Source organism: Bacillus sp. FSL K6-6038 (assembly GCF_038050455.1).
GTDB lineage: Bacteria > Bacillota > Bacilli > Bacillales > Bacillaceae_G > Bacillus_A > Bacillus_A pseudomycoides.
Map to the genome: position 1 here is coordinate 3278915 of NZ_JBBOUH010000001.1, position 25602 is coordinate 3304516.

Genomic DNA, 25602 nt, shown 5'->3' on the forward strand with positions numbered 1-25602 from the left:
CGTTAACATAGTGTCAAGGTCAAATCATTATTGTTGTTACTTTTTAATAACTGAAAAACAAATTTGCGTCACATAATCCTCTACTGGGCAATCGCATTCAGGACCCTTTAAATAGACTTCACATGGTGGAGCAACTATCAGATATCCATTATTTTTAATCCATTCTTCTAGTTCCATATAACCGTAACCTATATCGTCATAACTCCCATGATGCAAGGTAGTAACAATTTGATGCTGAGCTAGCTTTTTTATCTCCCAATCCCATGATAAAATTCCAGTGTTCTCATAAATAATTGGAATTCTTAATTCAATATCACTGGGATTCGGAATATACTCTTCATCATAGAAGATGGCGGATGGAGAACCTATTATTTGAAAATTATTCACTTGTACTTTTTCATATAAGAAATCAAAATGTTCATCTATATCATTAATATCGATTTGTAATCTTTGCGTTATGACAGTTATTTCACTTCTCACTCCAATTAATATATCGTAGTGTCTACGTTGGATTGAAATGAGATCTATGTTCCTATTTATCATTTCACTCATTTCGGAAATAACCTGTAAATGTTCTCTCACTTCATGTGATAACTCCATAATTTGCGATTGCATATGTTTGATAAGTGAATTCTGGTCTGATGACTGAAGAATTATTTTGATTTTCGAGAGAGGAAATCTGTACTCTCTTAGTTTTTTGATTTGTAATGCCACTTCCAATTGACCCTGTTCATAATATCTATATCCATTTATGGGATTAACATATGCTGGTTTCAGTATTTCCTCTTTGTCGTAATGTCTCAACATCCGAGTACTCATTTTACAGATTCGAGAAAATTCAGTAATTTTATACATTTAAATACTCCTTGAGTAACTTTATTCACTACGTCTTTTATAATCCCATATAATAACCTTTTACTCTCATAATAGGTATTTTTTACAGGGAGTTTGCAAACAGACATCATTTCCAATTAAAAAAATCCGAAATGGAGAATTCATCCTCCCGACTTTTCATTCTTTTAAATTTTTGAGGTAACAAATGAATGGGACAATACCACGTTAAGCAATTAATTGCGCCTCCCATTGTCGATATATCTCCTACATGAACTGGAATCGCATGTTTATCAGTATGTTTTTGGATGTATTGTAAGACTTCCTGATCTTTAGATAATCCAAACCTAGGAACATAGAGAGCATCTCTTGTTTCTAACATGTTTATATATAAACCTTTGGCTGATGCTATCTCTTGATCATATTGCCCTTCTTCTGTATATGAAGAAGGAACAACTACAAACTCCGCTTCAGGCATTTGCTCTCGAATAATCTCTTGAATGCTATGCCTAAATTCGTAATCTCCTAGAAAGTCACTGATAAACATTGTATGTTCATCAATAAACTTAATCATACCGTCTGCATGTGCAAGCACATCTCCTGGTTCAGAAGGAATGATAATAACTCGACTGACATCTAAATCCCATTCCAGTTGCTCTATAATTTCTTTTTCTGTCCAATCATAATTATCGTCAAGTATACGATCCGTTAATATAATTGTATCTTTTTTATTCCAAATGAGATTACCGCCATCTAATATCAATGGGGAAGTAATATATTCAAAGTCATTTTTCTTCAGCCATTTATTGAATTGTTGATTTAAATATCGACTTTGACTTTCAGGTAAGTAATCTGGTTGGTATTTAAATTTAACGAGGTGATTTGTTACAACTGGTGCAACGTCTCTTAACCAAATGTCGTCATACTCAAAAAAGTTTGTATCAAAGTCTTGTTCTTCCACAGTTAAAGATATAAGTTGATCGGTAAATGCTTTATTTTCATTTAGGTTCTCATTAAAATAAATAAGATCTTCATAAAATGGTCGATAATATTGATTCGATTTATTTGGTATTGCAGTAAAAATAATTCCATTGTGTATTTGATTCATATTGTTTACCTCACTATTTTAAGGGTTATTGAGTAACTGATTGAAACAAGTCATTATCAAGATAAAGTGAAACTTTAATCAGTAGGGGGCTTCATCCCTCAATGGCTATTAGCTCTCACCAATCTGACTTTTACGAGCAGCCCGACCCCCACCTAATTTCTTTGCTTTTGCCGAATTTTGAGATGGGGTTCTTACTGCCCGCAAATAGCTGGATACATACAACTATTCCTCAATTCAATTCTCTTATGATTCTATATTTTAGAAACGTGCACATTTCATGAGTGGATTATAGCACGGAGAAATATTATATATTTATATAAAAAATATAAAGCCGTGGTTAAGCGGAAAATTCGCTCTTGACAAGATTTGAAAACCAAGCCATCATCCATATAAATTCAACTTTTAAAATGAATTACATAATAAAAAAGTTACACTCTCATAATAGTGTTTTGGAATGTAATTGGTTATTTGTTATTAGTAAATTGCGTAATAGTGACCTTTAGATAAATCTCAAGTAGTTAATATTAAGTTATATCAAAAAGGAAGAATTATTTTCCCTCAAAACACCTTAGAGAAAAATGATAAATACCAAAATTAAATTTACAAAAATATATAATATAATGAAGAAGTATGAAAAACGAAATTGAGGAAATTTCGTGGTATTAACGTAAAACAGTTCACTATCATATAACTCTGGAGATAAAAATATCATATGTATTTTTTTAGCACTGCTAATTACATGGTAATTATCTATCATTAAACTGAAGCTATGATATAAAGAAAAGTCCATGTGTGTTTTATTAAATGTATTTCTACTTTTGAATTCATTTATGAAGAGAATATAAAAAGAGTTCTAAATGAATAGAACTCTTTTTGTTAATGATATGAATAAATAATTTAAAAAGTCTCATGAAATATGCAATTAGATGATTTTTTTATGAGAATTTAAAGCTGACGACTCTAATAGATTATTTTGATTGTATAAGTGTAATAAATGAGTTTCCACTCCTATACAAATCCCTTCTAGTGGAAGGTCATTTGGATCATGACCGAATGGATCTTCGATTTCAACTCCTATCGCTTCAATCCCTATAAATGCAAAACTAATAAACGTAGTTGCAAGCACTGTAAACCATCCGAGACAATCAACAAGCCCAATTGGTAAAGTCCCACAAAATATAATCAGTAAACTTTTTATATGGGCGAAATATGCAAAAGGAATAGGGGTTGCTTTGATACGGTCACATCCACCAATAGCAGTAAGCAGATTATTCAAATCAGCTTCCATATTAATTATTATATTGGGGTGAAGGTGACCAGATCTTAATCCTTTTGATAGGATAGTTTTTAACATAAACACAATAGTAATCGGTAAATAGTTTGACTCAATCAATAGCTTTTTTTCCTTATCAGAACATAATTTAAACAAATCTTTTACTTCAGATAAATCTTTTTCATCTCTCAAATGTTGTTTAGCCAATTTTGAAAAAGCAATTAATAGATGTAAAAACTTCAGCTTCTCCTGATCCGTATTTTCCCCTTTAGAATCCCAATGACTTAAAAAACTCACCGCCAAATTCCTAGTAGAGCCACCAATAGCGCCAAATAACTTTCTTCCTTCCCAATACCTATCATAGGCAGTATTGGTCCGAAATACTAATAGTAAACCTAAAGCTCCACCAACAATAACCCATGGAGTTTGATTTATATTTATTTCTACATAATAGTGATTAATTATAACCATACCTGTTGAGACACATATATATAATAAAATTTGAGGGGAAATATCCCTTATAATCGTTCCTTTTAATGTAAATACTCGATGTAAGCTATCTTGATTGTTGTAATGAACCATATTTACATAAACCTCTTTCTTTATTAACTTATTTATACTTTTACGGTAATCAAATTCAACATAAAACCAGCTGGATATTATTAAAAAATACAATACCTAACTTTATTTTACTTAGAGGGGTGAAAAAATCCTTTTGTATGAAAAACATACCTGAGCTTTACCATCATCTAATTACAAATTCTTAATTTTACTTGATTGTTTTACAGTCTGTATGTTCTCTGTATTAAAAATTAACAGATTATAAAATTAAATAATAGAATAGTGAATCCAATATCGATTTATCCTTTGTTCATAAACATATGATTTTCTGAACAAGTATCTCTTAACGTACAGTAGCTGTCTGTACGCTAAGCATAAAGCAAGTTAAATAAGTCCATTCATAATGTCTAAAGGGACTTTGCTCACACAAATGATCTGCACATCAATTCATCTTTGATATACAGATCATTTGTATGATAATTTTTATAAATAATTGCTAAATAATGAACTTACATAAATGCTTTTAAAAGCTCTTGTACGAATGGAAGTAATCCACCTACAAATTTTAAAATTGACATTGTGATTTCCATAATATTTCCTCCTCTTTCTTGGTGTTAAAATGTGGGCATTTATAATGATACTCTACTAGAAAAAACTTTTATTTCCATATATTACATATTGTAATTATAATTTTTAAAGTTATACTTTTTCTATAACTTTAAAAATTTGTATTATCAATAATACACTATACGAAAATAATAACTACTCAGCAATACCTTTAATTTAGGAGTTTCATAGGCGAAAATTCGGTCTATTTTTTTGCTACAACACAAACATGTGCGATAACACTACATCTTGTGATAAAACAGGCAAACATATTTTGGTGAATTTTTCCAAATACCTTATATCTTCATGAGGTGACTGAATAGTTACCAGAAATATTTATATAAGTTACGTATTAGGGTTGAGTTTTTAGGAGGTTTAAATGAGAAAAATATTGCCAGGAGCCATTTCATCTCATACCCAGTATGGGTATTTAAAGGTGCCGAAAAATGTCAAAAGCGAGTGTCCTAAATGCGGTAAATCAAGTGAATTTACGTTAAAAACGAATTTTTACCAAGTTACAAAAAGAGGATTATTCGCAGAAGGGCTTTGTTTTGAATGTAAAAAGCCATCAGAATTCGTGATTATGTTTAATGATTATATGGATCGAATAAATGAAGAAGTAGAAGTTTATATTTATAGTCCTTCGGATTTAAAAGATCCTTCGGATCAGCTCGAACGCAATAAACATGTCCCTATAGACCTTGTCAGGGCGTATCGCTCTACTTTAAATGTCAGTCAGTCAAAAGATAATTCTGCTGCTGCAGTAATGTCAAAACGAGTTCTTGAAAGTGTCCTCAAACATTTTCTTGGAGAGAAAAGTAATGAGCAGCCTCTTTCCCAGCAATTTGAGCAATTGCCAAAATATATCGATTTAACTAAACCGATTCAAGATGTTGGCCACCTCGTTCATCCAGACAGCCCTCTTTATGAGATGCTTGAATTGAAACAGGAAATTGATGATGAAACAGTAGCTTTATTAACAGAATTATTAGAAGTCCTTATCCAGTATTTATTTGTGTTGCCTGAAAAAATCGAATCAGTACATGATAAGATTGAACAGAAATTTAAAAAGGTGTAGCACGCACATTTTAATATTTTTATACGCTAAGAGATTTTCAAAAACCAACAGCATGATTTCAATTGGGATTTTAATTTAAAGATAAGTTTTGAGAAACCGTTTAAGCTATTTTTAGCTTATTTTACGTTTTTTACGTTGAAGTGCATTTGTCTCAAATACTTACTGACGCTTTTGAGATTAGGGGATTTTCTTAGATTAGTAAAATCAACGCTTTTTCATGCCGAATTTTGCTTAGCGTATATTTTCGTTAAAATGTGGGCGGTACGTCCTACTCATCAACTTAAGAATTTTTCTATCCTCAAGTATAAAAAATGTTATTCTTTCTAAACCAACTAAATTATATTTCATAAAAATGTTTTAGACTGCAAAAGATATTTGTAACCTGAAAAGGGATTTTCCATTCACATAATCATCTCTATTGGAAGTGAGTGATATTAACTATTGAGTTCTTAAGAAAAATTGGCTTCTTTAGCTAACTAAAGACATCAGATTTTAAAGTATTCAGCATCAATAAGTATGTATCCTATGAAGGTTAAGAGAAGAACTAGAGTAAAAAAGATTGTTTTTTGCTTTTTACTTCTTTTTTAAACCATCCCCATCTTTTGTTATCCATATCTAAACAATAGTAATCAACAAGAAGAAATAACAGAATGAGTAAGAAATAGAAAAAGATATTCAGTATAATCATCTCCTTTATTATTATCATAGACGCATCAACTTCCTTTTAATTCCATTTCATAAAAAATGATGCTATGTCACATTATGAATATTCTATTCATGGGGTACGGAAACGATTCACAGAATAACCCGCCATATCCGAAAATCCCTCTAATTTTGGCTGGTTCTTTTTATTATACTTTGTCTTGTAGTTCTATTTCTTCTGTCTATTTTAGTCAGAGTATATTTCAAAATTACATCAGCATTAAAATACAGGAACATTCTAAAAATCCCCCCCATAAATTTAAAAATATATTGTTATATTCTTAAACTTATAATATAATAAACTTACAAAGTTCTTAATATTCAGAAATTTACAAAGGAGGAATTATTATGGCAATCGCAATTGCAATTTTATCATTTTTAGGTGGAGTAATTCCGTTAGTAACAACTCTTTTAAAAGCGTTCATGTAATCCTTACTTCTTTACAATGAATTATCATCTTACAAATGATCTGTTTATCAAGGCTAAATTGATGTACAGATCATTTGTGTGAGTCTAAATAGCAAAAATGCTTATTTCCCTCTGAACTGTACCCTATAAAATGGACAGTTTAATAAAAAGACCTTTAAAAATTAAGCACTTAAAAAATAGCCACACTCTGTTTATGAAAAGATCGTGGCTATTTTGAGTAGCCCCAAAAAGAAGGAATCGTTGCCGTGCCCCTTATACATTCCTCTTTGTTCACTAATTTACAAAATTCATTTATTAAACTTTTAGAAACTATATGTTATACTTGATAGGTAGATAGTCAGTAGTCGGCAATCTAATTAAACTGTGGGCCCTAGCTTTGCACCTAGCTAGGGCTTTTTGCTATTCATCAAGTACTATGTGATATACATTCACTATAATTATTTTTATCTATTCCTCATGGTTTCTAACATCTTGTCATTGTAATGTACTATTTCTTTTCTATGTTTCACGTTTTCCCTTGTTTTCCATCATTTCAAATCATAAATCCATTATTTAGTTACTTTATGAAGCAATACTACCATTTGAATTTAGATAAAAAATATCAAAATTCAAATAATTAAAATTGATATATTATTGTTCCTACAATACTAGATCTATCAATATATCCCAGACCATTTCGACTATCTTTACTATGGTAACGGTTATCCCCCATTACAAATAATTTATTTGAAGGTACTTCTCTTTCTTCAAAGTTAGCAAGATATTTGGATTTATTACTTAAATCTTTATAAATATAGTTTTCTTTTTTTTCCTTTCCATTAATATACAGAATATCATTTTCTATTTTAACTTTGTCCTTTGGCAATCCAATTATCCTTTTCACATAATACTTAGGATCATTGGGGTTTTTTATAATAACAATTTCTCCATGACGTAATGGAAAAATTGCTGCACCTGCTCTATTAACTAGTATATACTCTTCATTTTGTAAAGTAGGATACATAGATTCCCCTTCTATTTTACATAATAAAAAGTTTAAACTTATTATCATAAGCATCACTGTAATCAATAAAAACAATGTTATATTACGCCAATATTTTGGGTTCTTTTGCTTCATGTTTTTCCATTCCTTATTGATTATTTTCATGAAAAACGCCTCTACAAAATTTTAATGTAGGGGCGTTTCATTTATATATATTTACTAGAAGCATTCCACTTATTTGTTTATGGAGAAACGTTACTTCCTTGATTCTTTTTTAAAGCGAAATATGCATCTAAGATATCTTTACCAATCATTGAATTAATTCCACCTTTATCATCATTTACCCATGGTACAACAACGGAAAATGCAACCTCTGGATTATCATATGGGGCATATCCTGCTAAAGTTAAATTGTAACAATGAATACGATTCCCTTCTGAATCTCTACCAACAGGGTCCTCGCCTCCATAAACTGTTTGCGCTGTTCCTGTTTTACCAGCTGGTTTATAAGGAGCTTTTTGAAAATACCTCACACCAGTTCCATCACCCTCTTGGAACACTTGCCTAAAGCCCTCTTGTACTCGGTCGATATATTCCTTTTTCATATCTACGCGGTTCAGCACAATGGGTTGCATAGTTTGTACAACTTTACCAATATCTTCTTCTTGCGTTGTTTGCTCCCGAATTTCTTGTACAATCTGCGGCTTCATTCGATACCCCCCATTTGCAATGGTAGAAACATACTGTGCAAGTTGCAAAGGCGTATATGTATCAAACTGACCAATAGCTAAATCTAGTAAAAAACCTGGTTGATAATTTTGTTTTTTTTGTTGTCCCAACGTTTCATTTGGTAAATCAATTCCAGTCGAAACTCCTAATCCAAATTGCCCAAAATAATATCTCATCCTATCAAATGTAGCCGCTTTAATATCTAAAGAACTGTTCGGTACATAATTTATACCTGCAATTTTTAAAGCTGTATTAAACATATACACGTTAGATGAAACTTGTAATGCCCTTATATCATCAATAGTTCCAAAGTCTTTCCAAGATTTCTTAGCTTTTGCTGTTCCCTTAAATTTCATTGGTGCATCATAAAAATATGTTCCTGGTGTTATGGCACCTGTCTCATATCCTGTTAAAAGTGTTGCTCCCTTTACAGTAGATCCAAGCTCGTAGGAGCTTGTCATTGTGCCTAAAGCATAATCTTCCACTTCTATATTTCCATCTTTTTTGACTAATTTTTTCCCTGCCATAGATAAAAGTTGTCCCGTTTTTGGATTCATCATAACAACAAATGCTCGGTCTAATAAACGTTCTGAACCTTTAAAAGCTTTTAAATGCTTTTCAATAATCTCTTCTACCTGTTTCTGTAATTTCATGTCTATTGTTAACGTTACATTGTTTCCGCTTTTCCCTTTAGAAACGGTTTCCGTTCGAATAATGTTTCCTTCTTTATCAGTAATATTTTTAATTTCTGCTTTTGTTCCATGTAATACATCTTCATATCGTTGTTCAATATAACTTTTTCCTACGCGATCATTACGGCTATAACCACGTACCATATAAGAGTCTAAGTGTTCTTTAGGCAGTCCTTCTTCAGAATTTGTTATATTACCCAATACCGAACGAAATAAATCACCATTTACATAATTACGTTCCCATTCAACTGTTGTATCTACCCCTGGGTATTTAGCTAAATTTTCACTTATAATGGTGTATTCTTTCTCAGGCACATTTTTCTTTATAATTTGAGGTGTCATTGAGTAGCCCGAACTCATTTTACTTTTAATAGCTAATACTTTTAAATCTTTTGGTGTTAATTCGCCTAGTTCTTTATCTGTGATACGTTCTCGTCTTAATTCCTCTATTTTTTTATCAAGCTCTTTCCCTTCAATATTTTTGGCTCGGAATTTTGCCTCATCTTGTTTCGTAATCTTTTTTTGAGCCTTTTCCTTATTTAACTTTACCCAAAAATCCTTTTTATCTGTTTCGGTTAACTTATTTATGTCTTCTTCTGGCATTTCAAGTACGTTTGCCAGATCTCTAGCTGTTTTTAGAATGCCTTCTGAATCTACACCCTTCATCCTTGTATATGTAATAGTACGAATAGCATTGTTGTTAACAACTTTTTCTCCTTCCCGATCAAAAATTTGCCCACGTGGAACGGGAATGCTGATTGTGGAATTCCCTTGTTTCTCCGCTATATTCTTATAACTCTCTCCATCAATGATTTGTACTTTTCCTAGCTGAATAATAACAGCTGAAAATAGTAAAAATACACAGAAAAACAATATATTCAACCTTAAGGGAATCGTACTTTTTTTAGTATTTTTTTTCTGTTTTTGTTTCATTTCATTCTCCTCTTAAGTACAATATATTAAAATAATACAGTTCTAAATGTAATTAAAAATAATAAGTTTATTACAGCTGATAGATTTCTAATAAAAAATCATTAACTAATTTAGTATATTGCATTTTACGATTAACGATAATACAACTTCAAATACCCAAGTAAACTTATTAATATGTTATTAAACAGGAGTATTCGTACTTTTCAGAAATAATAAACATCATTGTAAATCAAATAAAAACGACATTATATTAAACGTTTCCAATCCGTCTGTTACTAGCATAACTACTAATGTGAGAGCGATAGATCCATTTTCAAATGAAAAGTAAAATAACAATACCTAGATAAACTCATTTCTTAATTATACAAATGAAAATTTTCCTGTCAAACAAAATTAAAGAACACTTTCTCTATTTAGAGTCTTTAGAGATATCTTTAACGACAATAATTTAATATATTTATATATAAGTTTTATGAAATTTATTCCACAATAAATTTATTCAAAATCTAAATTGTAAGCACCCTGTCCTACGGATTATACACATTTCATGTTCAATCTTCTCAACAAGCGTGTTCCACAATTTTGTTATTGTTTGAAAAATGTTTTTTGAATCCTCACAAATTTTATCGAATTGTTAATAATCGTTTTATGAATGAACTGTATAAAATACCTTTTTAAAGTTGTGTAGTGTATAAGTTTTATTCAAAAATATAAATTACGTTTAAACGACATTTAAAATAAATAAATCATCAAAAATTGATTCCGATATACTTATTCACCACCTTTATCAATTTAACTTTTTGACAAATTATTTTTTTGTTGATACATCATTATTACTTATATTAATATGTTTTTATTGTTATATTTTAAAAATACATATTCAATAAAAACAATACGAATATTCTTGAGTAATAGGAGGTTTTATTATCAAAGGTAAACATCGTAAGATTGTCCTCACAATATTAGGTTTTTATTCAATTTTAATACTTTACTTTATGTTTCTTGGTTTTGATAGGTTGGGATTAAAATATATTAATTATGAATACCAATACCAGTTAATTCCGACTAGTATTCCTTTAGGATTACCAAATATGACAGGTGAAGAAGACTTTAACCTATGGGTTTTTAATTTTGGGAATTTAACTGCATTCATACCTTTTGGAGTACTAATTCCTTTGTTATACCGCTGTAGCTTCATTCGATTCATTACCTCATTTTGTATTTCAATCCTTATACTAGAAGTTTTACAAATGCTAACTTTTCTTGGAGGTTTTGACATTGATGATGTAATTGTGAATGCAATGGGTGCTATAATAGGATTTGCTGCATATAAAATAGGATTTCGTTCAAATACTTTTTTAAAAAAACTTATTATTACTTGTGTAACATCATCAATCCTTACTTTAGGATTGATTGTTGTTGTAGGTGAATTTAACAAATCATTAGAAAAGCAGCAACACTCTCTCAAAAACGGAACTATTATAGGACTAAATCAACTGACAGAAACTAATGGATATGCACCGAAAGATAAAAATTTCCATAGTTTTGAAATTGCTCATAAAAAAATTGAATCTAAATTAAATATGTATAGTAGTAATGGAACAGATTTTCAGCAATTTAAATACTTGTTAAAGGGTAAATATGTAAAAATTTCGGGCTATCTTGGTATCCCAGATGGTGCTAGTAAACGTTCTGGAAAGATAATTATTTCTGTGGATGGAAAAGATGTACAAACAGTTCAATTCTCTGAAAAAAACATATCTACATCAAAAAGTTCCTTTGAAATAGAGTTGGATAAAGCAAATGAACTTTGTATCAAGTTCATTGATACCGATGTATTACTATGGGATGTTACACTTACAGAATGGAAAAAATAAAGAATAATCCGCCAATTTAGATACTGGCGGATTATTCTTTATTTGTATATACTTAATATAAAATACAAGTCTTCCAATTTAGGGTATATACCGAACACCTATATCTTAATATGCAATATTGCATATCATATTATTATTTATTTCTGTTAAAATCTTAGAAGTGGATTGTTCATCTAGCAGTTCACAACAGCGTATATTTATTAGTATAATGCTAACCCTAATTACAGACAAAGGGAGAAGAATGTTTATCACTCTTCTCCCTTTGTTTATGTAATTTTTTACGAAGCATTTATGAACTACTCGCCACCTACCCTTCGCTTAGAGGTGGCATCTTCTCAGTCCCGCGACGAAAATAATCATTCATCTTTCTTAGCATTACTTCCCTTATTCCCTATATTAGATATCGGGAGAATGAAATTTCTTTCGATACCTTGATTATTTTACAAAATGGTGATATTTTTTTAAGAACACTTAGAGATGATTTACTATATCACTAAATGTTACTAATTTTTTAATTAGAAATCTAAAATGCTGTATCAGTTTATTTAATTGTGAAGAATATCACTTGTATATTATAACTATATTGAGAAATTATCCTATTATGTATATAATGTTTTAGGAATTTATGTCCGTTTCAGGGCTAGGGGATACACCCTGCAGTGTAAAAAAGTCGAAATATGTACATGATGGCCATTAACATACTAAACAACAAATGTTAGAGCATTTTTTTAAATGGAATATAATAGGCTACTAGAGGAAGGTATTATGAATCAAAATAATGTATATCCATTTAACCAACAGGTTCGTCATCAACAACTAATACAAAGTAGAAATTTAAAAGCAGCTAGAAGGAAAAAAGCATTAAGTATATGTGTATTAATAACTTTTATTTTGTTATTATTTTTAAATCGCTTTGGAAAAATTTCAACAATATATGTAACTGGAAATGAAATAATTTCAAAAGCAGAAATTATAAGTCTATCCAATTTAAGCGACAAAGATAATTATTGGAATTTACATGAAGAAGATATAAAAAAAAGAATACAGAAAAATAATCTGATTAAAGAAGTCGAAATTTCAAAGAACTTTCCAAGTCGAGTCACTATTAATGTTAAAGAAAATAGCACTGTTGCATATATGATTAAAGATAATAAGTATTATCTTCTACTTGAAAATGGTACAATGTTGGATAAATTTACAAATGATAAAATCTCCAAAAGTGTACCTGTAATAAAACAATTTACTAGAAATGATGAAAAACAACTTAGAAAACTTATTTCGGAGTTAAATAAATTACCGAGCGAAATACAAAGTATAATATCTGAGATTAATTTTTTGCCGACTAAGAATGATAAATTCCATATATATCTATATGCGAAAAACGGGTTTACAGTGAGCGCTTCAATCACTGATTTGTCTAAAAAAATGGAACTATATCCAGTCATAACTAAAAACTTAGATTCTAAACAATACCCTGTAATTCACTTAGAAGATTCTATATTTGCAAATAACAAATTATAAGCCTTGAAATTACATTTGCTATTATAGGAAAAATAAAAAAGAACTTGTAGTAATGAACTGCCCCCAATTGTTAAAATGTGTCTAACTTTTTGGGGTCACTTCAGAACTATCGGCTTTTTGTTATGTTGGGATTTTCAAAAACTAGTTTCTTGTCCTGGTCACATACGGATAAATCGGATCTCTTAATTCGAAGTCATACGTTTCTCCATTCACAATTCCTACCACCTTCCCACTGTCATATAAATCGAGCAAGAAACCGGCCATTTGTTCAGCTGTATGGAACTTAGGAACAACACCATTATATTCAAAATTATCAACATCATAGGATCGTTTCGCAAATTCGGTCTCTGTTGCAGCAGGAGCCAAGACTTTCGCTTGCATGGCTGCTCCTTTTCCTTTCAATTCTTGTGCGAGACCTTCTGTAAAGGCACTTACATAGAACTTTGTCGCGCAGTAGGTCACAGCATCAGCAACAATCAAGTATCCTCCTCCTGAAGAAATATTGATGATTTGCGTTCCTTCAACATCTGTATAGTCACGTACATAAAGAGAGGACAGAACGGTTAAGGCTTCAATATTCAAGTGAAGCATCGTCTCAATTTTATTTAAATTTTGTTCCCCAACGGAAGCAAAGTTTCCAAACCCGCGACTTCAGTCGTGGGTCATTGACAGAATCATTCCCTATTCTTTAATTTTAAAAATCTTATTTGGATTCAGAATATTTTTCGGATCAAGAGCTTGTTTCATTTTTTTCATCACAAGAAGTGCTGCTCCATGCTCTTTTTCTTGATATTTTTGTTTACCAATCCCTACCCCATGTTCACCTGTACATGTTCCACCGCGCTCAAGAGCATACATCACAATTTTTTCATTTGCCGCTTCTGTTTTATGCACTTCCTCTGTATCATTTGGATTCACCATTAATAGAACGTGAAAATTCCCATCTCCGACATGTCCAAGTATTCCCCCAACAATTCCCATAGCATCTAAAGTCTCTTTTGCATACTGTATTGCACTTGCTAACTCTGAAATTGGTACACAAACATCCATACTCATCAGTTTTTTCCCTGGGCAACTATGAACATAAGCGTATGCTAAATTATGTCTTGCTTCCCATAATTTATTTCTTGCTGCTGTTTCTGTTTCAAATGAAACAGCCTTACACTTGTGATCTTTAACAATTTCTTTTGTGAAATCAATATCTTGTTTTAATCCCGCATCATTTCCATGAAACTCTAAAAATAACGTTGGCTCTTCCCTATAGTTTGTTTCACTATATTTGTTAACTTGTTTCATTGAAAGTTCATCAACAAGCTCAATTCTCGCAATCGGAATACCAGCTTGTAAAATATCAATTACAGCTTCTACCGCATCATTCACTGTCGGAAAAGATGCTCTTGCTGCCATCGTATGCTCAGGTATTCCATATACTCTTAGCGTTAATTCCGTAAAACAACCAAGTGTTCCTTCTGATCCAACGAAAATACCATTTAAATGATAACCAGATGACGACTTTGCAGCTAAATTCCCTGTATGTATAATCGTTCCATCTGCAAGCACAACTTCTAAATCACGAACTTGATCACGCATAACGCCATACTTTACTGAGGTCGTTCCGCTTGCATTTGTAGCAGCCATTCCACCTAATGTTGCATCCGCCCCTGGATCCACACTGAAAAACAATCCATACTTTTTTAATTCTTTATTAAGCTGTGAACGAGTTACTCCAGGTTGCACTTTAACTAGAAAATCTTTTTCTCTTACCTCCAGCACTTGATTCATCAGTGAAAAATCAATTGTAATGCCATTTTCATATGGAATTACATGACCTTCCAAGCTTGAGCCCACTCCAAATGGTACAACTGGTGTTTGGTACTTGTTCGCTAGTTTCATTATCTCACTAACCTCTTTTGTCGTTGTTGGAAATACAACAACATCAGGCAGACTGCTAGGATGATAAGATTCATCTTTACTGTGCAGTTCTCTCACCGTTTCATTTACTACTACTTGTGTTTCAGGAAGTACCTCTTTTAAAGCAATTATCAGATTTGCAGTTACAGCTTTCATTTCATTCTCTCCCACCATTCTGTTACAGATTTCATATACAATTTAAGATCTTTTTATAACGATTCATCTGATGAACTATTTCATACATAATAATCTGAAAAAACTAGTAATTCAAGTCCTAAATAAAAAATGCCGTGCAATTACTATTAAGTTGGACATCCATAAGTTAATCAACTCACAAAAATATGTAACATGAAATTAGAAGAAATCTTCTTTCTCGTTAATGTGTCAGTCAAATCATCCCCAGTAATATTTGTAAAATAAAGATATTTTGTTTATATTCAAATTAACCTGATTACATTTTAGCAATAGAAATACGATGTAAATTTAAATAGCATTTATGGGGGAATCAGACGTGCAATTACCAACCTTTAAATATAATCCAAACGCATTAGAACTAGGGATTTTTAAAAAAGAATTTACGACTTGTTCTGTTTGCAAAAACGAACGTGAGTATGTTTATAGTGGTCCTTTCTATTCTATAGAAAGGGTAGAAAGCATCTGTCCTTGGTGTATTGCTAATGGAAATGCATCTAAAAAATTTGATGGAGAATTTCAAGATCCATACTCCTGTGAGGAAGTAAGTGATGAAGAAAAAGTAAAAGAACTTATCCATAGAACGCCTGGATATGGTCGATGGCAACAGGAGTATTGGCTGAGTCATTGTAATGATTTTTGTGCATTTATTGGATATGTGGAATGGGAAGAAATCGCTCTTTTAGCAATTTCATATAAACGGGTTCCTACACGTTTTATTAGTTCACTACAAAATTGAATATCAATTGCCGTCATTAAATATGCCAGCCTTTCTCTTTGAAATAGCTTAACATTTTCCGGTAATTCTCCCCATACTTCTCTTGAAATTCTTTCCCAAAATCCTCTTCGATGTGCTGCATCATCATATCATGGTAAAAAGCATTTTTTATTACTTCAATTACTGCTGGATGATTCGTCTCTAATGCAGATGGCTTAATCTCTCCTCCGAAACTACCAATTAAAGCTGAACTAGAATCACAGAGAATAGAAAACTTCCTTTCATCAGCAGGCCACTCTTCATCCCTATAATGCTGGAATACATGTTTAAGAGGTGTTTTACATGTCCCGATTGTAATTAAGATAACACTAATTCCTTTGCATTCCGCTACAAGTAGTGCTTCCTCTATATAGTGCAAGTCTTCTGACCAAACATCTACAACTATAGATGTTTCCGCATTTGCAATAACGCGGCGTACAGCATTATCTAATGCATTACTTCCTTGCCAATTATAAAAAGCAGGTGCAGGTCTAGGTGGAGTTTTTAATTGATTGATAAGTGCCTTCGAAGTCTGTTCAAATTCAGTTTGAAAAAGACGGATTAATTGCTCAATTGGAACAGCATTATAAAGAACCGTCTCCCCTTCTATGCTTCGACAAGCTCCTTTATCCGTTAATGATCGTAACGCAGCATATACATTTGTTCTTGAAACAGATACCCGTTTTGCAACTTCATAGCCAGACAAATCAGATTCTTCGTGTAATGTCAAATAACATCGCGCTTCTAGATCTGATAATCCTATCTTTTTTAATAAATCAATCATGGAAACACTCCTTACTTTGCACATAAATTTCGCATTGAATTTAAGTGGTATTTTATAATACTACTTAAATTCATATTAATCTTCCCTTAAGGGAAAGTCAACAAAACTTTATCCGTCTTTTCTTACTTACAAAAAATCAGAACAACATTTTATTACGGATAAGTTTCACATGTATAATTATGGTATTCCTCATTTTTATATCGAAATATATTCGTAAAGTCGGGGGCGTTTTTAATGAAAAAATCATACTAGGGGGCGTTTACAGTTGTACTTGCATTAGCCGAAAGTAAACTGGCCAATTCACAAAAGATTGCTGAAAATAAAACATCCATAATTCCCCGATTAGTAAAAGCTAATTTTTATTCCTTTCCCCTCTCCACTAGCAAGACAGTAAAAACATCTTTTCTCTATAACCATAGTAAAAAATATCTATACTAAACATTTGCAATATTCCATATAATAATTCTCAATTTACTGTTTATTCTATCAACGTTAAGTTTTTAATGAAGAGTGTTTCTGTTCAAAACCTTGTTCCCCTGCTAATAAGGTTCTGAAAAGTCATTTCAATACGCGAAAACAAAAAAGTACTCATTGAGAGTACTTTTTTGTTTATTCTAATTTACTGACAGTATTCTATTGTCATCAGACTAAGAAACAAAACACATTCCAGACAGAAAAAATACTTATAACCTATATTCAAAAAGAAATATTTTAATGAATTCTATATTGTCCAGATAATTGTTCTTCTCCCATACGAACTAAACGCTTCGTTATTTCTCCGCCTACAGAACCGTTTGCACGCGCTGTAGAATCTGGTCCAAGTGTAACACCAAGTTCACGAGCAATTTCATATTTCATTTGCTCAATAGCACTCGCTGAAGCTGTTATAAGTATTTCATTTGTATTGTAATTTTCACGAATATTCATTGCTTCACCTCCAGTTAATTTCTTATATGTTTCTCTAATTACCCATAAATATACATACATAAATTCAAAATATTTAACTTCATAACAAAGGGATTCTAGAGTAGAAATCTTTTCCTAATCTATATCCTTTAAATTCATCAACATCAATATCTCCAAGTACTTTATTTCTCTACCATCCAAATTATGTTAAGATTATTTTAATATTTCGAAAAATATATAAAAGGAGCCTAATAATAATGGATGTCTACTTAGTACAACCCACAATTGACTTACAAGAAGAATATTTAGAATTCTATCAAGAATGGAAAAATAGTGGTGAAACGATGATTCCTTGGGTTATCACAAAAGATCCTTCTAATTTTCCAGTAATGGTTCAAGAGTTGCTGGATGCAGCGAAAGGTAAAAACATTCCCGATAGTTGGGTACCGGACTCTACCTATTGGCTTATCACAAATGACAACAAAATCGTTGGTGCTGTAAATATTCGTCATCGTTTAACTGAGCATCTATTCAATGCTGGTGGGCATATCGGTTATGGTATTCGTCCTTCAGCAAGACAAAAAGGATATGCTACAAAATTATTAGCTTTATCATTAGAAAAAATAAAAGAATTAGGTGTTACAAAAGTACTTGTCGTTTGTGATGAAGGTAATACTGCTTCAGAAAAAACAATTTTGCATAACAGAGGACTTCGTGATAATGATTTTATCGAAGAAGATGGTAATGTTGTAAAAAGGTATTGGATTGAGCTGCAAACATTCAGTTATTAATGAAAATGGAGGGATTCACATGTCTACATTAGCAACCCAATTAGAACATATAATTCATACTGCATCTCAAAAAATTATACTTTTTTCTGACATGGATATAAAACTCGCCCCAACAAAATGGTCTAAAAAAGAAATATTAGGTCATCTTTGCGATTCCGGTACGGTAAACCATAGACGCTTTGTTGATATTCTTACTTCAAAGGAAACAATTATACTCACTGGCTATGATCAAGATTTGTGGGTGCAAGTACATAATTATCAACAATCTTTTTCAGCAAATGAAATTCTAAAATTATGGGAAGCTATTAACATACAAATGATAAAATTACTAAGCAATGTAAAGAATGAACACTGGCAACTTACATGTAAGTTGGAAGACCAACAGGAAGTAACTTTAGAATGGCTTGTTACAGATTATATTGATCATATGAACCATCATCTTAATCAAATATTTACAAAACATAAAAACTAAATTCCTTTTCACCCTTTCCCGATTTGGATTACATAACAAAAATAAAGAGGAAAGCTCACAGCCGGACCTCCTCCTTATTTTTGTTATAAAAAAACTAATGCTTTCTATACATAAGCACCTTTTTTCTCTATCATTATGCATTATGAGTCATTTGTTTTCTTTATTCTTCTTCCTTCTATTGACATCTTTTAACGTTTTACTAAATCCTAAAATCAAAATAATAAATATTATTCCAGCAATTGCTACCATTTCTAAAATGAATTGCATAGTTCTCTCCTCCTCAAAGTTATGCCTATTATCCTTTATTAAAGCTGTTATCTATTTGGACAAACTTTCATTTGGTTCACTTGGCGTTTTTATATCAAATTATAGCTGTCTAATTGTAAATATACTTTTAAAACACCCTATTTCCTATTTATTCTAGTTTATCAAAAGAAGTTTTTTAAATCAGTAGATAAAGTAAATCTTTAATAATCGGTTGGGGCTTCATCCCCACTGATTATTAGCCCTCAAGAATCGAGCTTTTACAGGAAGTTTATCTCCCACCTAATCTCTTTGCTTTTGCTGATTTTTGAGGTGGGAGTATTACTGCCCGCGAATAGCGGATAAATTTTCATTACTGATTTATACGTATACAAAAAGCCACCCCTTCTAGAAAAATACTAGAAAGAATGGCTCAGATCATAATAAAGTGAAACTTCGATCAGTGGAGATTCCCCTAATCTTCCACTAATCGTTAGTTGAATCTATAAGACTTTTATGTACGGTAATTCTTATCTTGCTGCACGTACCTCAGCAACAAGTTTTCCACCCTCTATGCTCATATAAAGCTTCACAGGCACTTCATTTGTATTTTCAAACACTAAATCTAAATATGGATATGCAATTGTAGCATCTCGGCCTTGTGGAACGTATCCTACTGTTTTGGAGTGTGTAGTTCTCTCCACCATTTTTAAACCAGCTTGATCTGCAGCATTAAAAAGAGTAGAAGATGTTTGACATACTCCTCCGCCATAACCATCTACTAGTTTCCCGTCAACAATCTCTTTTCCTAACTGATACCCCTTGTCTGGTGTTGTATCTCCAATTAATGCGTTAAAAGAGAAACGATCTCCTTTTCCTAATACGACACCACTAATATTACTTGCAGACAAACGAATATTCTCGATTCTACCACCTGTAGAAGCACCTAAGTTTGTTTCATACCTTCCTAAAACTGCACCATTTCCACTTGCATCTTCCGGCTTCGCTACAGGTTTTTTCTCAACAATTGGTAGTTGGTACGAAGAATCCCACATTCCTACGTTCATTAGTTTATCTACTAGCTCTTTTTCCATTAACTCATAAGAAGGCTTACCTTCTTGCCATGTTCCATCACTTGCCATACGAGAAGGGACCATTTTTTGATCAATAGTTTTTCCGACTTCCTTAGCAACCTTCGTTACTTCTTTTTTAAACTTATTTTCATCTTCAAAATAACCTAAGCTTGCTATATTAACATTTTTTACTTCTTTACCACTTCTAGCATCTACTAAACTTACACTTTCATTGACACCAGTCTTAGCTTCTACTGCATGCTCTCCTATGCCACTTACTAATGAAACTTCACTTATTTTTGTACCACATCCACTCACTATGCTTACACATAGTGCCCCTATTACTATACTTTGTACCTTACGTAACAATATACTCTCTCCTTTTCCCTACCATTACTCTTTGTTTTCAATTTTATGTATGAATGATTACATGACTTTGCAATATGACTACAAAATATTACAATTTGATTTCCACTATATTAAAATTACTCTTTTCTTTAAGAAATGTCTACACATATTTACTTAAAAAACTTAAGTTTGTAATGTCCTTCTTATTTAACCAGTATATACCAAATGATTATTCAAAAACAATTTTAATACATTAATATTTTGGAATTCTTCATAGGCAATTCTCATTTATAAAAACTTATCACAAATTCTCTTGAATACATTTGATGAAGCACCCTATTCAAAATAGGTATTTGCCGTGCCACCTATCCGCTCTTACACATACATTATGATGAATTCAAGCAAATTTAGAGAACGGAGGATGTTTATGTATCCCTATAATTCATATGCCCCCTACAACCTTTATAACTATCAACCATCATATGACGGGCAATCGCAATATCAACCATATATAGAACAAACAGAACAAATTGATCCATATGATCCAAATAGACAATTTCAAATTCCAATTTCCTTTCCAGGTAGTGGCGGCCGTCAGTTAGAAAGACGAGTAAATGAGCTAGAACAAAGAGTAAATCAACTTCAGCAGACAGTAGAACGTCATACACGTAGACTCAATCGATTAAATCAGCGTTTACGTACTGTAGAGAATCGACTAAACATTCCATTTTCAGCACTTGAGGATGGATTTTAAATTAGTAAAACAAAGAACTATATAGGAAGGGACTCTCCCTTCCTATATTTCAAATTAACAGATAGTAAGCCTCTGTTATCCGTTTTATTTTATTAAATTGACGAAAGTTTTCTCCATCTCTATACTGATAAGAGTCAATGAAATGAAACAAGGTGATAAATATGGATTTTGAAATAAACTTCCTCTCCTTCTATGTCGTACAAGTAGAAGGAAAAGGTGAACAAGCAGATAAGCGATATAAACATTTTCAAACGTTAGATGCTGAAGAATATGAGGACAGCCCATTAAAAGAGTTCTTAGATGGTGAATTATTAAAAATATCTAAACGAAAAGTAGAACGTCATGCAAAAACCGAACAAGCCCCAACAAAGATTGGTCGATTTATTGTAGAAACTGGGCACGAATTCGATTCCAACCCTCATTATAATTTATTTAATCGTATCCGTTTTGCAGAAACGAAAGAGAATTTTAAAGATATGAGTGAACCTCTCGTTTATACATATATCGATACAAGTGCAGTACGCGGTGGTGTATTTTTAGTTGCTCAAGCAAAACTGAGGAAATACTTTGACGATCCATTCGTATTCGTTATGAAGTGTGACTTCGAGCCAAAAGTTGCTTCCATTTCCGACGAAACAACACTTATTCGCAACGTTGAAATGGCAATTACGACAAAAAATATGAAATCTATTCAATACCCATACATGCCAGAAGAAGGCATCGTAGAGGTAGGCGAACTAAAAATCCACCAAGCATCACACGCCCGCTACTTCGAAGACTTCTTAAAATTCGTTGAGTATGAGCGTTCCATGCCAGAAATTATGAAAACACAAGTTATGGACATGGTATACGACCAAATTGAAGACGTCTTTGAAGAAGGTACAGAAGAACGGGAACAATTCGACCAAGCGATGGAAGTATGGGCTGCGAGTCCAAAGCGGGAAATTATGGAACATTTCACAACGGAAGAAGTTATGGAAGCTACGGCACAAATTGTGGAGCATACCCCTGAGATAGAATTAAAGCTAAAGGCAGATCATATTTCTGTGAAGGCATTGCTTGCAGATTTTGGGGAACAGATTCATATTGCCAAGGTTAATGATAAATATGTACTAATGATTGAGGCGGATACACTTACGTTTGAGAAGGGATTCTCTCCTATTGAGTTTTTGAAGCCGGATGAGTTAGAGAAAGTAATGGAGCGGATTGCGAGTAAGACGTAAACTAAAAGAAATTTTAGTGTCACTAAAGCGATTTTTGTATTTGGTAATCTAAAAGTAAGCACGTATAATCGTTAAAAACCCAGCCATTCTTCTTCAATTACTTCGAAGAAGTGGCTGGGTTTTTAATGACAAAATGGCTGGATTTTCAATTGACAAATACACTAGCTCCTCACATATGAGTTATCTATTCATTCTTCATACATACAAATTTCTTTAAGTCAGCTTTTACTTTGATTTGCTTTCTTTAAGTAAGAAATCGTTTGGTCTAAACCAAATGAGACGTCTGAAGCAGGCTTCCATTTTAATACTTCAATCGCTTTACTATTATTTAACTGGCTATGAAGAATTTCTCCTTTATAGATTGAGGCATCATTTCTTTTATTACGACGTTCCATACATGTTCTACATATCGCTTATAAAAGAGTGATAGATTCTTTCTATCTTTGAAATCATCCCACCTTGAGTTAGATGTTGTCGTGAATATTCCTGAGCATTTCTTCCTAAACGTTCACGAAGACTCTTATTTGCTAAAAGCAATTTAAGAGCATCGGAAAGTTGTTGTACATTTCCCGGTTCACAAATGATCCCTGTTTTTCCGTTTTGAATCATTTCTGGTATACCACCGCAATTTGTTGTAACAATAGCTTGACGAGAAAACATAGCTTCAATAATTGAAATCGGAAAATTATCGTTAATGGTAGGTAAGACATAGATAGCAGAAGAGGAAAGGATTTCCGGTATATCTGTTCTTCTGCCAAAGAACCTGATATTGTCGAGACCAAGTTGTAGTACTTGGTCTTCTAGTCTTTCTCTCATGACACCATCACCAACAATCCATATTTCTACATTAGATAAATCTTGTTGAATTTGCGAGAGCGCTTTCAAAAAAATGTCATGACCCTTTCTGGGAGAAAGGCGGGAAACACAGGAAATTACAAGATTATCATTATACTCTTGTTTAGGTATAGAAGCTTGATGAAAATGTATGCCTGTATGAACAGTAACCAGTTGTTCTATCTTTGCGCCATACTCTTTTAAAGGGGAATGAAAAGAATTACTGATCGTTATGATTTGATCGGATGCTCTTATTCCCTGTTTTTCAATTTCACTAAAATAAACTTCCTCAATTGATCCTTTTTTTATTTTATCGAACTTTAACCGGCTTTTTGTAAAATGTCCATGCGGTGTAAAAAAAAGAGGTTTCTTATATTCTAGATTTAGTTGTCCTAATAAAAAGACAGAAAATAAATCTTGTGCATGAAACACATCATATTGTTCTAGACTTCTTCCTCTTAAGAAAGACTTATACACATTCATGAAACTAGTGTTTTTTATAATTTTTTCATTGACTGTACCATATCGTTGCAGCAGAAAGTCCCTTGCATGTTCGGCAGCCTGCGGGATATCTTGCTCTAGATGAACTGCTGTCATTTGAGTAGGTGAGATGACATCTACGTCATGACCATACTTTTCAAAACCTGTTTTTAAGGAAGTAATATAATTTGATAACCCTCCAGTATTTGGATATCGCAAAAACGTTACGTAGAGAATCTTTAGTTTATTTGTTTTACTTGGTATGCGATTCTTTTTGATTCCAAATGTCTGAAATGGTTCCATTAAATGATTCTTTTTACTATCTATTTTATAGTATTCATCCATGACTTTTAGCAGGCTCGCATGGAAGGGACAGATGTATTCATTTCGCTCTTCCTTTATTGTATTCAGAAGCATCTCCTCCTAACTCTACTAATGTGAAAATTTTATTTATCTTATAAACCTAATTCTCTTCCCCAAGTTGAAACTTTTTCAAGATGATACGTTAATAGCTCGCCACCGCGGTTATCAAATATTCTTCGTAGCTGGGTATGCAATCCCTTTTCTAATGTTCTCTGCAAATACGCCATTTTATAAAGGTCAATTGGGGCCGTTTTAAATTGAATGCCATTCTTCTGCATTTGTTTTGTATATGATTTCACACAATGCGTGCGAATTTCTTCTGCATGGCTCTGCCAATCTTTTCTGAAACCTAATAATATTTCGACTAAAACAACCATATCAAACCAGACGGGTGCATATTTAATGGACTCCCAATCGATAAACTGGATGTTCCATGGTGCACCCGGTGTCACATTGTTGCTGCATATGTTTTGCATATGAAGATCACCATGCGTTATAGATGAACCATTTTCAAATAGTTCCGGGAAAAAATCCGGTCCCTTATGACATAGTTTTATTAGCGGTTTATGATAGGGTTTAATGATCTCCCTTAACCGGTCGTCTTTCGCTGCGTCATCGAGAAAAGCAATCGTCTTTCCAATATATTTGGCTCGATTACTTCTCATGTGGCTTGATTCATAAATAGGAAGCCAAGATTTCCAAACATCTTTATGCTTTTTAAAATTGTCTTCAAATGTGTGTGCGTGAAGTTTGGCAACGGTGGGGATAATGTAGTCAAAATGTTTCGGGGAGAAGGTGATCTGGCCGCGTACTTGCTGAACAAATTCCATGAATATCCAGGTGTCATTTCCGTTTTTTTCAACATGGTATATTTGAGGAAGAAACTCTTTCAATATAGGATAAGCTCTCTGATATACATTAATCTCTACTTCATTTTTATAGTTTGTTGAATGATATATTTTTAAAATAATGGGATAATGATTCGTTTTTTTTCGAAGAGATAATTTGTAGATACTCATTCTTGTTGTTGATTTTAGACACTCGATTTTAGCAGGGTCTATTACAACCTTCTCAGCCATTGAATAAGAAAGCTTTTCTGAAATCTTCAACTTCTCAAAATGATGGAATAATACTTTTGCCTCGTACAAC

20 protein-coding genes and 1 pseudogene are annotated in these 25602 nt (G+C 32.3%); 8 read left to right on the forward strand and 13 right to left on the reverse strand.

The window, feature by feature from the left end; translation table 11 throughout:
• Positions 1-36: 36 nt before the first annotated feature.
• The 3 genes from NSQ40_RS17320 to NSQ40_RS17330 form a co-directional block, all read right to left on the reverse strand.
• Entirely contained in the window at positions 37-855 is an 819-nt protein-coding gene (locus NSQ40_RS17320) for a MerR family transcriptional regulator (RefSeq protein WP_258248274.1), read from the reverse strand.
• Between the two features lie 106 nt (positions 856-961).
• A complete protein-coding gene (locus NSQ40_RS17325) occupies positions 962-1939 on the reverse strand; it encodes an agmatine deiminase family protein (RefSeq protein ID WP_098159370.1) in 978 nt (325 codons plus the stop codon).
• A 922-nt stretch (positions 1940-2861) separates the two neighbouring features.
• Positions 2862-3794, reverse strand: coding sequence for a bestrophin family protein (locus NSQ40_RS17330; protein ID WP_097787481.1), 933 nt, complete (start codon positions 3792-3794; stop codon positions 2862-2864).
• A 964-nt stretch (positions 3795-4758) separates the two neighbouring features.
• On the opposite strand from NSQ40_RS17330, the gene NSQ40_RS17335 reads away from it, so the two are divergent.
• Positions 4759-5457 (forward strand): DUF4145 domain-containing protein, encoded by a 699-nt coding sequence (locus NSQ40_RS17335; RefSeq protein ID WP_258248273.1) that lies wholly within the window; start codon positions 4759-4761, stop codon positions 5455-5457.
• 1747 nt (positions 5458-7204) lie between these two features.
• Here NSQ40_RS17335 and lepB read toward each other — a convergent pair.
• The gene (gene lepB, locus NSQ40_RS17340) at positions 7205-7735 is read right to left on the reverse strand and encodes a signal peptidase I (protein WP_098610646.1); all 531 of its coding nucleotides are present in this window, start codon (positions 7733-7735) and stop codon (positions 7205-7207) included.
• 77 nt (positions 7736-7812) lie between these two features.
• Complete coding sequence (locus NSQ40_RS17345; RefSeq protein ID WP_003207932.1) at positions 7813-9924, reverse strand: peptidoglycan D,D-transpeptidase FtsI family protein; 2112 nt, start codon at positions 9922-9924, stop codon at positions 7813-7815.
• A 977-nt stretch (positions 9925-10901) separates the two neighbouring features.
• On the opposite strand from NSQ40_RS17345, the gene NSQ40_RS17350 reads away from it, so the two are divergent.
• Both NSQ40_RS17350 and NSQ40_RS17355 read left to right on the forward strand, forming a co-directional pair.
• The gene (locus NSQ40_RS17350) at positions 10902-11801 is read left to right on the forward strand and encodes a VanZ family protein (RefSeq protein WP_255258819.1); all 900 of its coding nucleotides are present in this window, start codon (positions 10902-10904) and stop codon (positions 11799-11801) included.
• A 765-nt stretch (positions 11802-12566) separates the two neighbouring features.
• Positions 12567-13322, forward strand: coding sequence for a cell division protein FtsQ/DivIB (locus NSQ40_RS17355; RefSeq protein WP_191664129.1), 756 nt, complete (start codon positions 12567-12569; stop codon positions 13320-13322).
• A gap of 141 nt (positions 13323-13463) precedes the next feature.
• Here the strand turns inward: NSQ40_RS17355 and NSQ40_RS17360 are convergent.
• Positions 13464-13967, reverse strand: a pseudogene (locus NSQ40_RS17360) (SDR family NAD(P)-dependent oxidoreductase); the annotation flags it as partial.
• A gap of 36 nt (positions 13968-14003) precedes the next feature.
• A complete protein-coding gene (locus NSQ40_RS17365; protein WP_098715619.1) occupies positions 14004-15389 on the reverse strand; it encodes an FAD-binding oxidoreductase in 1386 nt (461 codons plus the stop codon).
• A 355-nt stretch (positions 15390-15744) separates the two neighbouring features.
• Here NSQ40_RS17365 and NSQ40_RS17370 point away from each other — a divergent pair, with 355 nt between their 5' ends.
• A complete protein-coding gene (locus NSQ40_RS17370) occupies positions 15745-16164 on the forward strand; it encodes a CbrC family protein (RefSeq protein ID WP_176523932.1) in 420 nt (139 codons plus the stop codon).
• A 16-nt stretch (positions 16165-16180) separates the two neighbouring features.
• Here the strand turns inward: NSQ40_RS17370 and NSQ40_RS17375 are convergent, their stop codons facing one another.
• Both NSQ40_RS17375 and NSQ40_RS17380 read right to left on the reverse strand, forming a co-directional pair.
• Complete coding sequence (locus NSQ40_RS17375; protein ID WP_003202962.1) at positions 16181-16966, reverse strand: TrmB family transcriptional regulator; 786 nt, start codon at positions 16964-16966, stop codon at positions 16181-16183.
• Between the two features lie 711 nt (positions 16967-17677).
• The gene (locus NSQ40_RS17380) at positions 17678-17893 is read right to left on the reverse strand and encodes an alpha/beta-type small acid-soluble spore protein (RefSeq protein WP_018767404.1); all 216 of its coding nucleotides are present in this window, start codon (positions 17891-17893) and stop codon (positions 17678-17680) included.
• 236 nt (positions 17894-18129) lie between these two features.
• Between NSQ40_RS17380 and NSQ40_RS17385 the strand changes: the two genes are divergently transcribed.
• Together NSQ40_RS17385 and NSQ40_RS17390 are read left to right on the forward strand one after the other, a co-directional pair.
• Positions 18130-18663 (forward strand): GNAT family N-acetyltransferase, encoded by a 534-nt coding sequence (locus NSQ40_RS17385; protein WP_018767403.1) that lies wholly within the window; start codon positions 18130-18132, stop codon positions 18661-18663.
• A gap of 19 nt (positions 18664-18682) precedes the next feature.
• On the forward strand, positions 18683-19135 hold the full coding sequence (locus NSQ40_RS17390) for a DinB family protein (RefSeq protein ID WP_003198931.1): 453 nt from the start codon (positions 18683-18685) through the stop codon (positions 19133-19135).
• A gap of 773 nt (positions 19136-19908) precedes the next feature.
• Here the strand turns inward: NSQ40_RS17390 and NSQ40_RS17395 are convergent.
• Positions 19909-20820 carry a VanW family protein gene (locus tag NSQ40_RS17395; protein ID WP_033798279.1) on the reverse strand — a complete coding sequence of 304 codons (912 nt, stop codon included), beginning with the start codon at positions 20818-20820 and terminating at the stop codon, positions 19909-19911.
• A 406-nt stretch (positions 20821-21226) separates the two neighbouring features.
• On the opposite strand from NSQ40_RS17395, the gene NSQ40_RS17400 reads away from it, so the two are divergent.
• Together NSQ40_RS17400 and NSQ40_RS17405 are read left to right on the forward strand one after the other, a co-directional pair.
• On the forward strand, positions 21227-21553 hold the full coding sequence (locus NSQ40_RS17400) for a hypothetical protein (protein ID WP_018767401.1): 327 nt from the start codon (positions 21227-21229) through the stop codon (positions 21551-21553).
• 161 nt (positions 21554-21714) lie between these two features.
• A complete protein-coding gene (locus NSQ40_RS17405; RefSeq protein WP_098101309.1) occupies positions 21715-22776 on the forward strand; it encodes a DUF3900 domain-containing protein in 1062 nt (353 codons plus the stop codon).
• A gap of 218 nt (positions 22777-22994) precedes the next feature.
• Here NSQ40_RS17405 and NSQ40_RS17410 read toward each other — a convergent pair whose 3' ends face one another.
• From NSQ40_RS17410 to NSQ40_RS17420, 3 genes are read right to left on the reverse strand one after another with little or no spacing between them, the layout of a single operon-like run.
• On the reverse strand, positions 22995-23171 hold the full coding sequence (locus NSQ40_RS17410) for a hypothetical protein (protein ID WP_006095548.1): 177 nt from the start codon (positions 23169-23171) through the stop codon (positions 22995-22997).
• Positions 23172-23178: 7 nt separating this feature from the next.
• Entirely contained in the window at positions 23179-24507 is a 1329-nt protein-coding gene (locus tag NSQ40_RS17415) for a glycosyltransferase family 4 protein (RefSeq protein WP_052100716.1), read from the reverse strand.
• Positions 24508-24545: 38 nt separating this feature from the next.
• Complete coding sequence (locus NSQ40_RS17420; RefSeq protein ID WP_003198942.1) at positions 24546-25601, reverse strand: phosphotransferase; 1056 nt, start codon at positions 25599-25601, stop codon at positions 24546-24548.
• Between the last annotated feature and the right edge of the window lies 1 nt (position 25602).

Bases quoted from the DNA above. Each gene is read 5' to 3' on its own strand.
- NSQ40_RS17320 (WP_258248274.1), bottom strand. From the start codon at position 855: ATGTATAAAATTACTGAATTTTCTCGAATCTGTAAAATGAGTACTCGG.
- NSQ40_RS17325 (WP_098159370.1), bottom strand. From the start codon at position 1,939: ATGAATCAAATACACAATGGAATTATTTTTACTGCAATACCAAATAAA.
- NSQ40_RS17330 (WP_097787481.1), bottom strand. From the start codon at position 3,794: ATGGTTCATTACAACAATCAAGATAGCTTACATCGAGTATTTACATTA.
- NSQ40_RS17335 (WP_258248273.1), top strand. From the start codon at position 4,759: ATGAGAAAAATATTGCCAGGAGCCATTTCATCTCATACCCAGTATGGG.
- lepB (WP_098610646.1), bottom strand. From the start codon at position 7,735: ATGAAAATAATCAATAAGGAATGGAAAAACATGAAGCAAAAGAACCCA.
- NSQ40_RS17345 (WP_003207932.1), bottom strand. From the start codon at position 9,924: ATGAAACAAAAACAGAAAAAAAATACTAAAAAAAGTACGATTCCCTTA.
- NSQ40_RS17355 (WP_191664129.1), top strand. From the start codon at position 12,567: ATGAATCAAAATAATGTATATCCATTTAACCAACAGGTTCGTCATCAA.
- NSQ40_RS17365 (WP_098715619.1), bottom strand. From the start codon at position 15,389: ATGAAAGCTGTAACTGCAAATCTGATAATTGCTTTAAAAGAGGTACTT.
- NSQ40_RS17375 (WP_003202962.1), bottom strand. From the start codon at position 16,966: ATGATTGATTTATTAAAAAAGATAGGATTATCAGATCTAGAAGCGCGA.
- NSQ40_RS17380 (WP_018767404.1), bottom strand. From the start codon at position 17,893: ATGAATATTCGTGAAAATTACAATACAAATGAAATACTTATAACAGCT.
- NSQ40_RS17385 (WP_018767403.1), top strand. From the start codon at position 18,130: ATGGATGTCTACTTAGTACAACCCACAATTGACTTACAAGAAGAATAT.
- NSQ40_RS17390 (WP_003198931.1), top strand. From the start codon at position 18,683: ATGTCTACATTAGCAACCCAATTAGAACATATAATTCATACTGCATCT.
- NSQ40_RS17400 (WP_018767401.1), top strand. From the start codon at position 21,227: ATGTATCCCTATAATTCATATGCCCCCTACAACCTTTATAACTATCAA.
- NSQ40_RS17405 (WP_098101309.1), top strand. From the start codon at position 21,715: ATGGATTTTGAAATAAACTTCCTCTCCTTCTATGTCGTACAAGTAGAA.
- NSQ40_RS17410 (WP_006095548.1), bottom strand. From the start codon at position 23,171: ATGGAACGTCGTAATAAAAGAAATGATGCCTCAATCTATAAAGGAGAA.
- NSQ40_RS17415 (WP_052100716.1), bottom strand. From the start codon at position 24,507: ATGCTTCTGAATACAATAAAGGAAGAGCGAAATGAATACATCTGTCCC.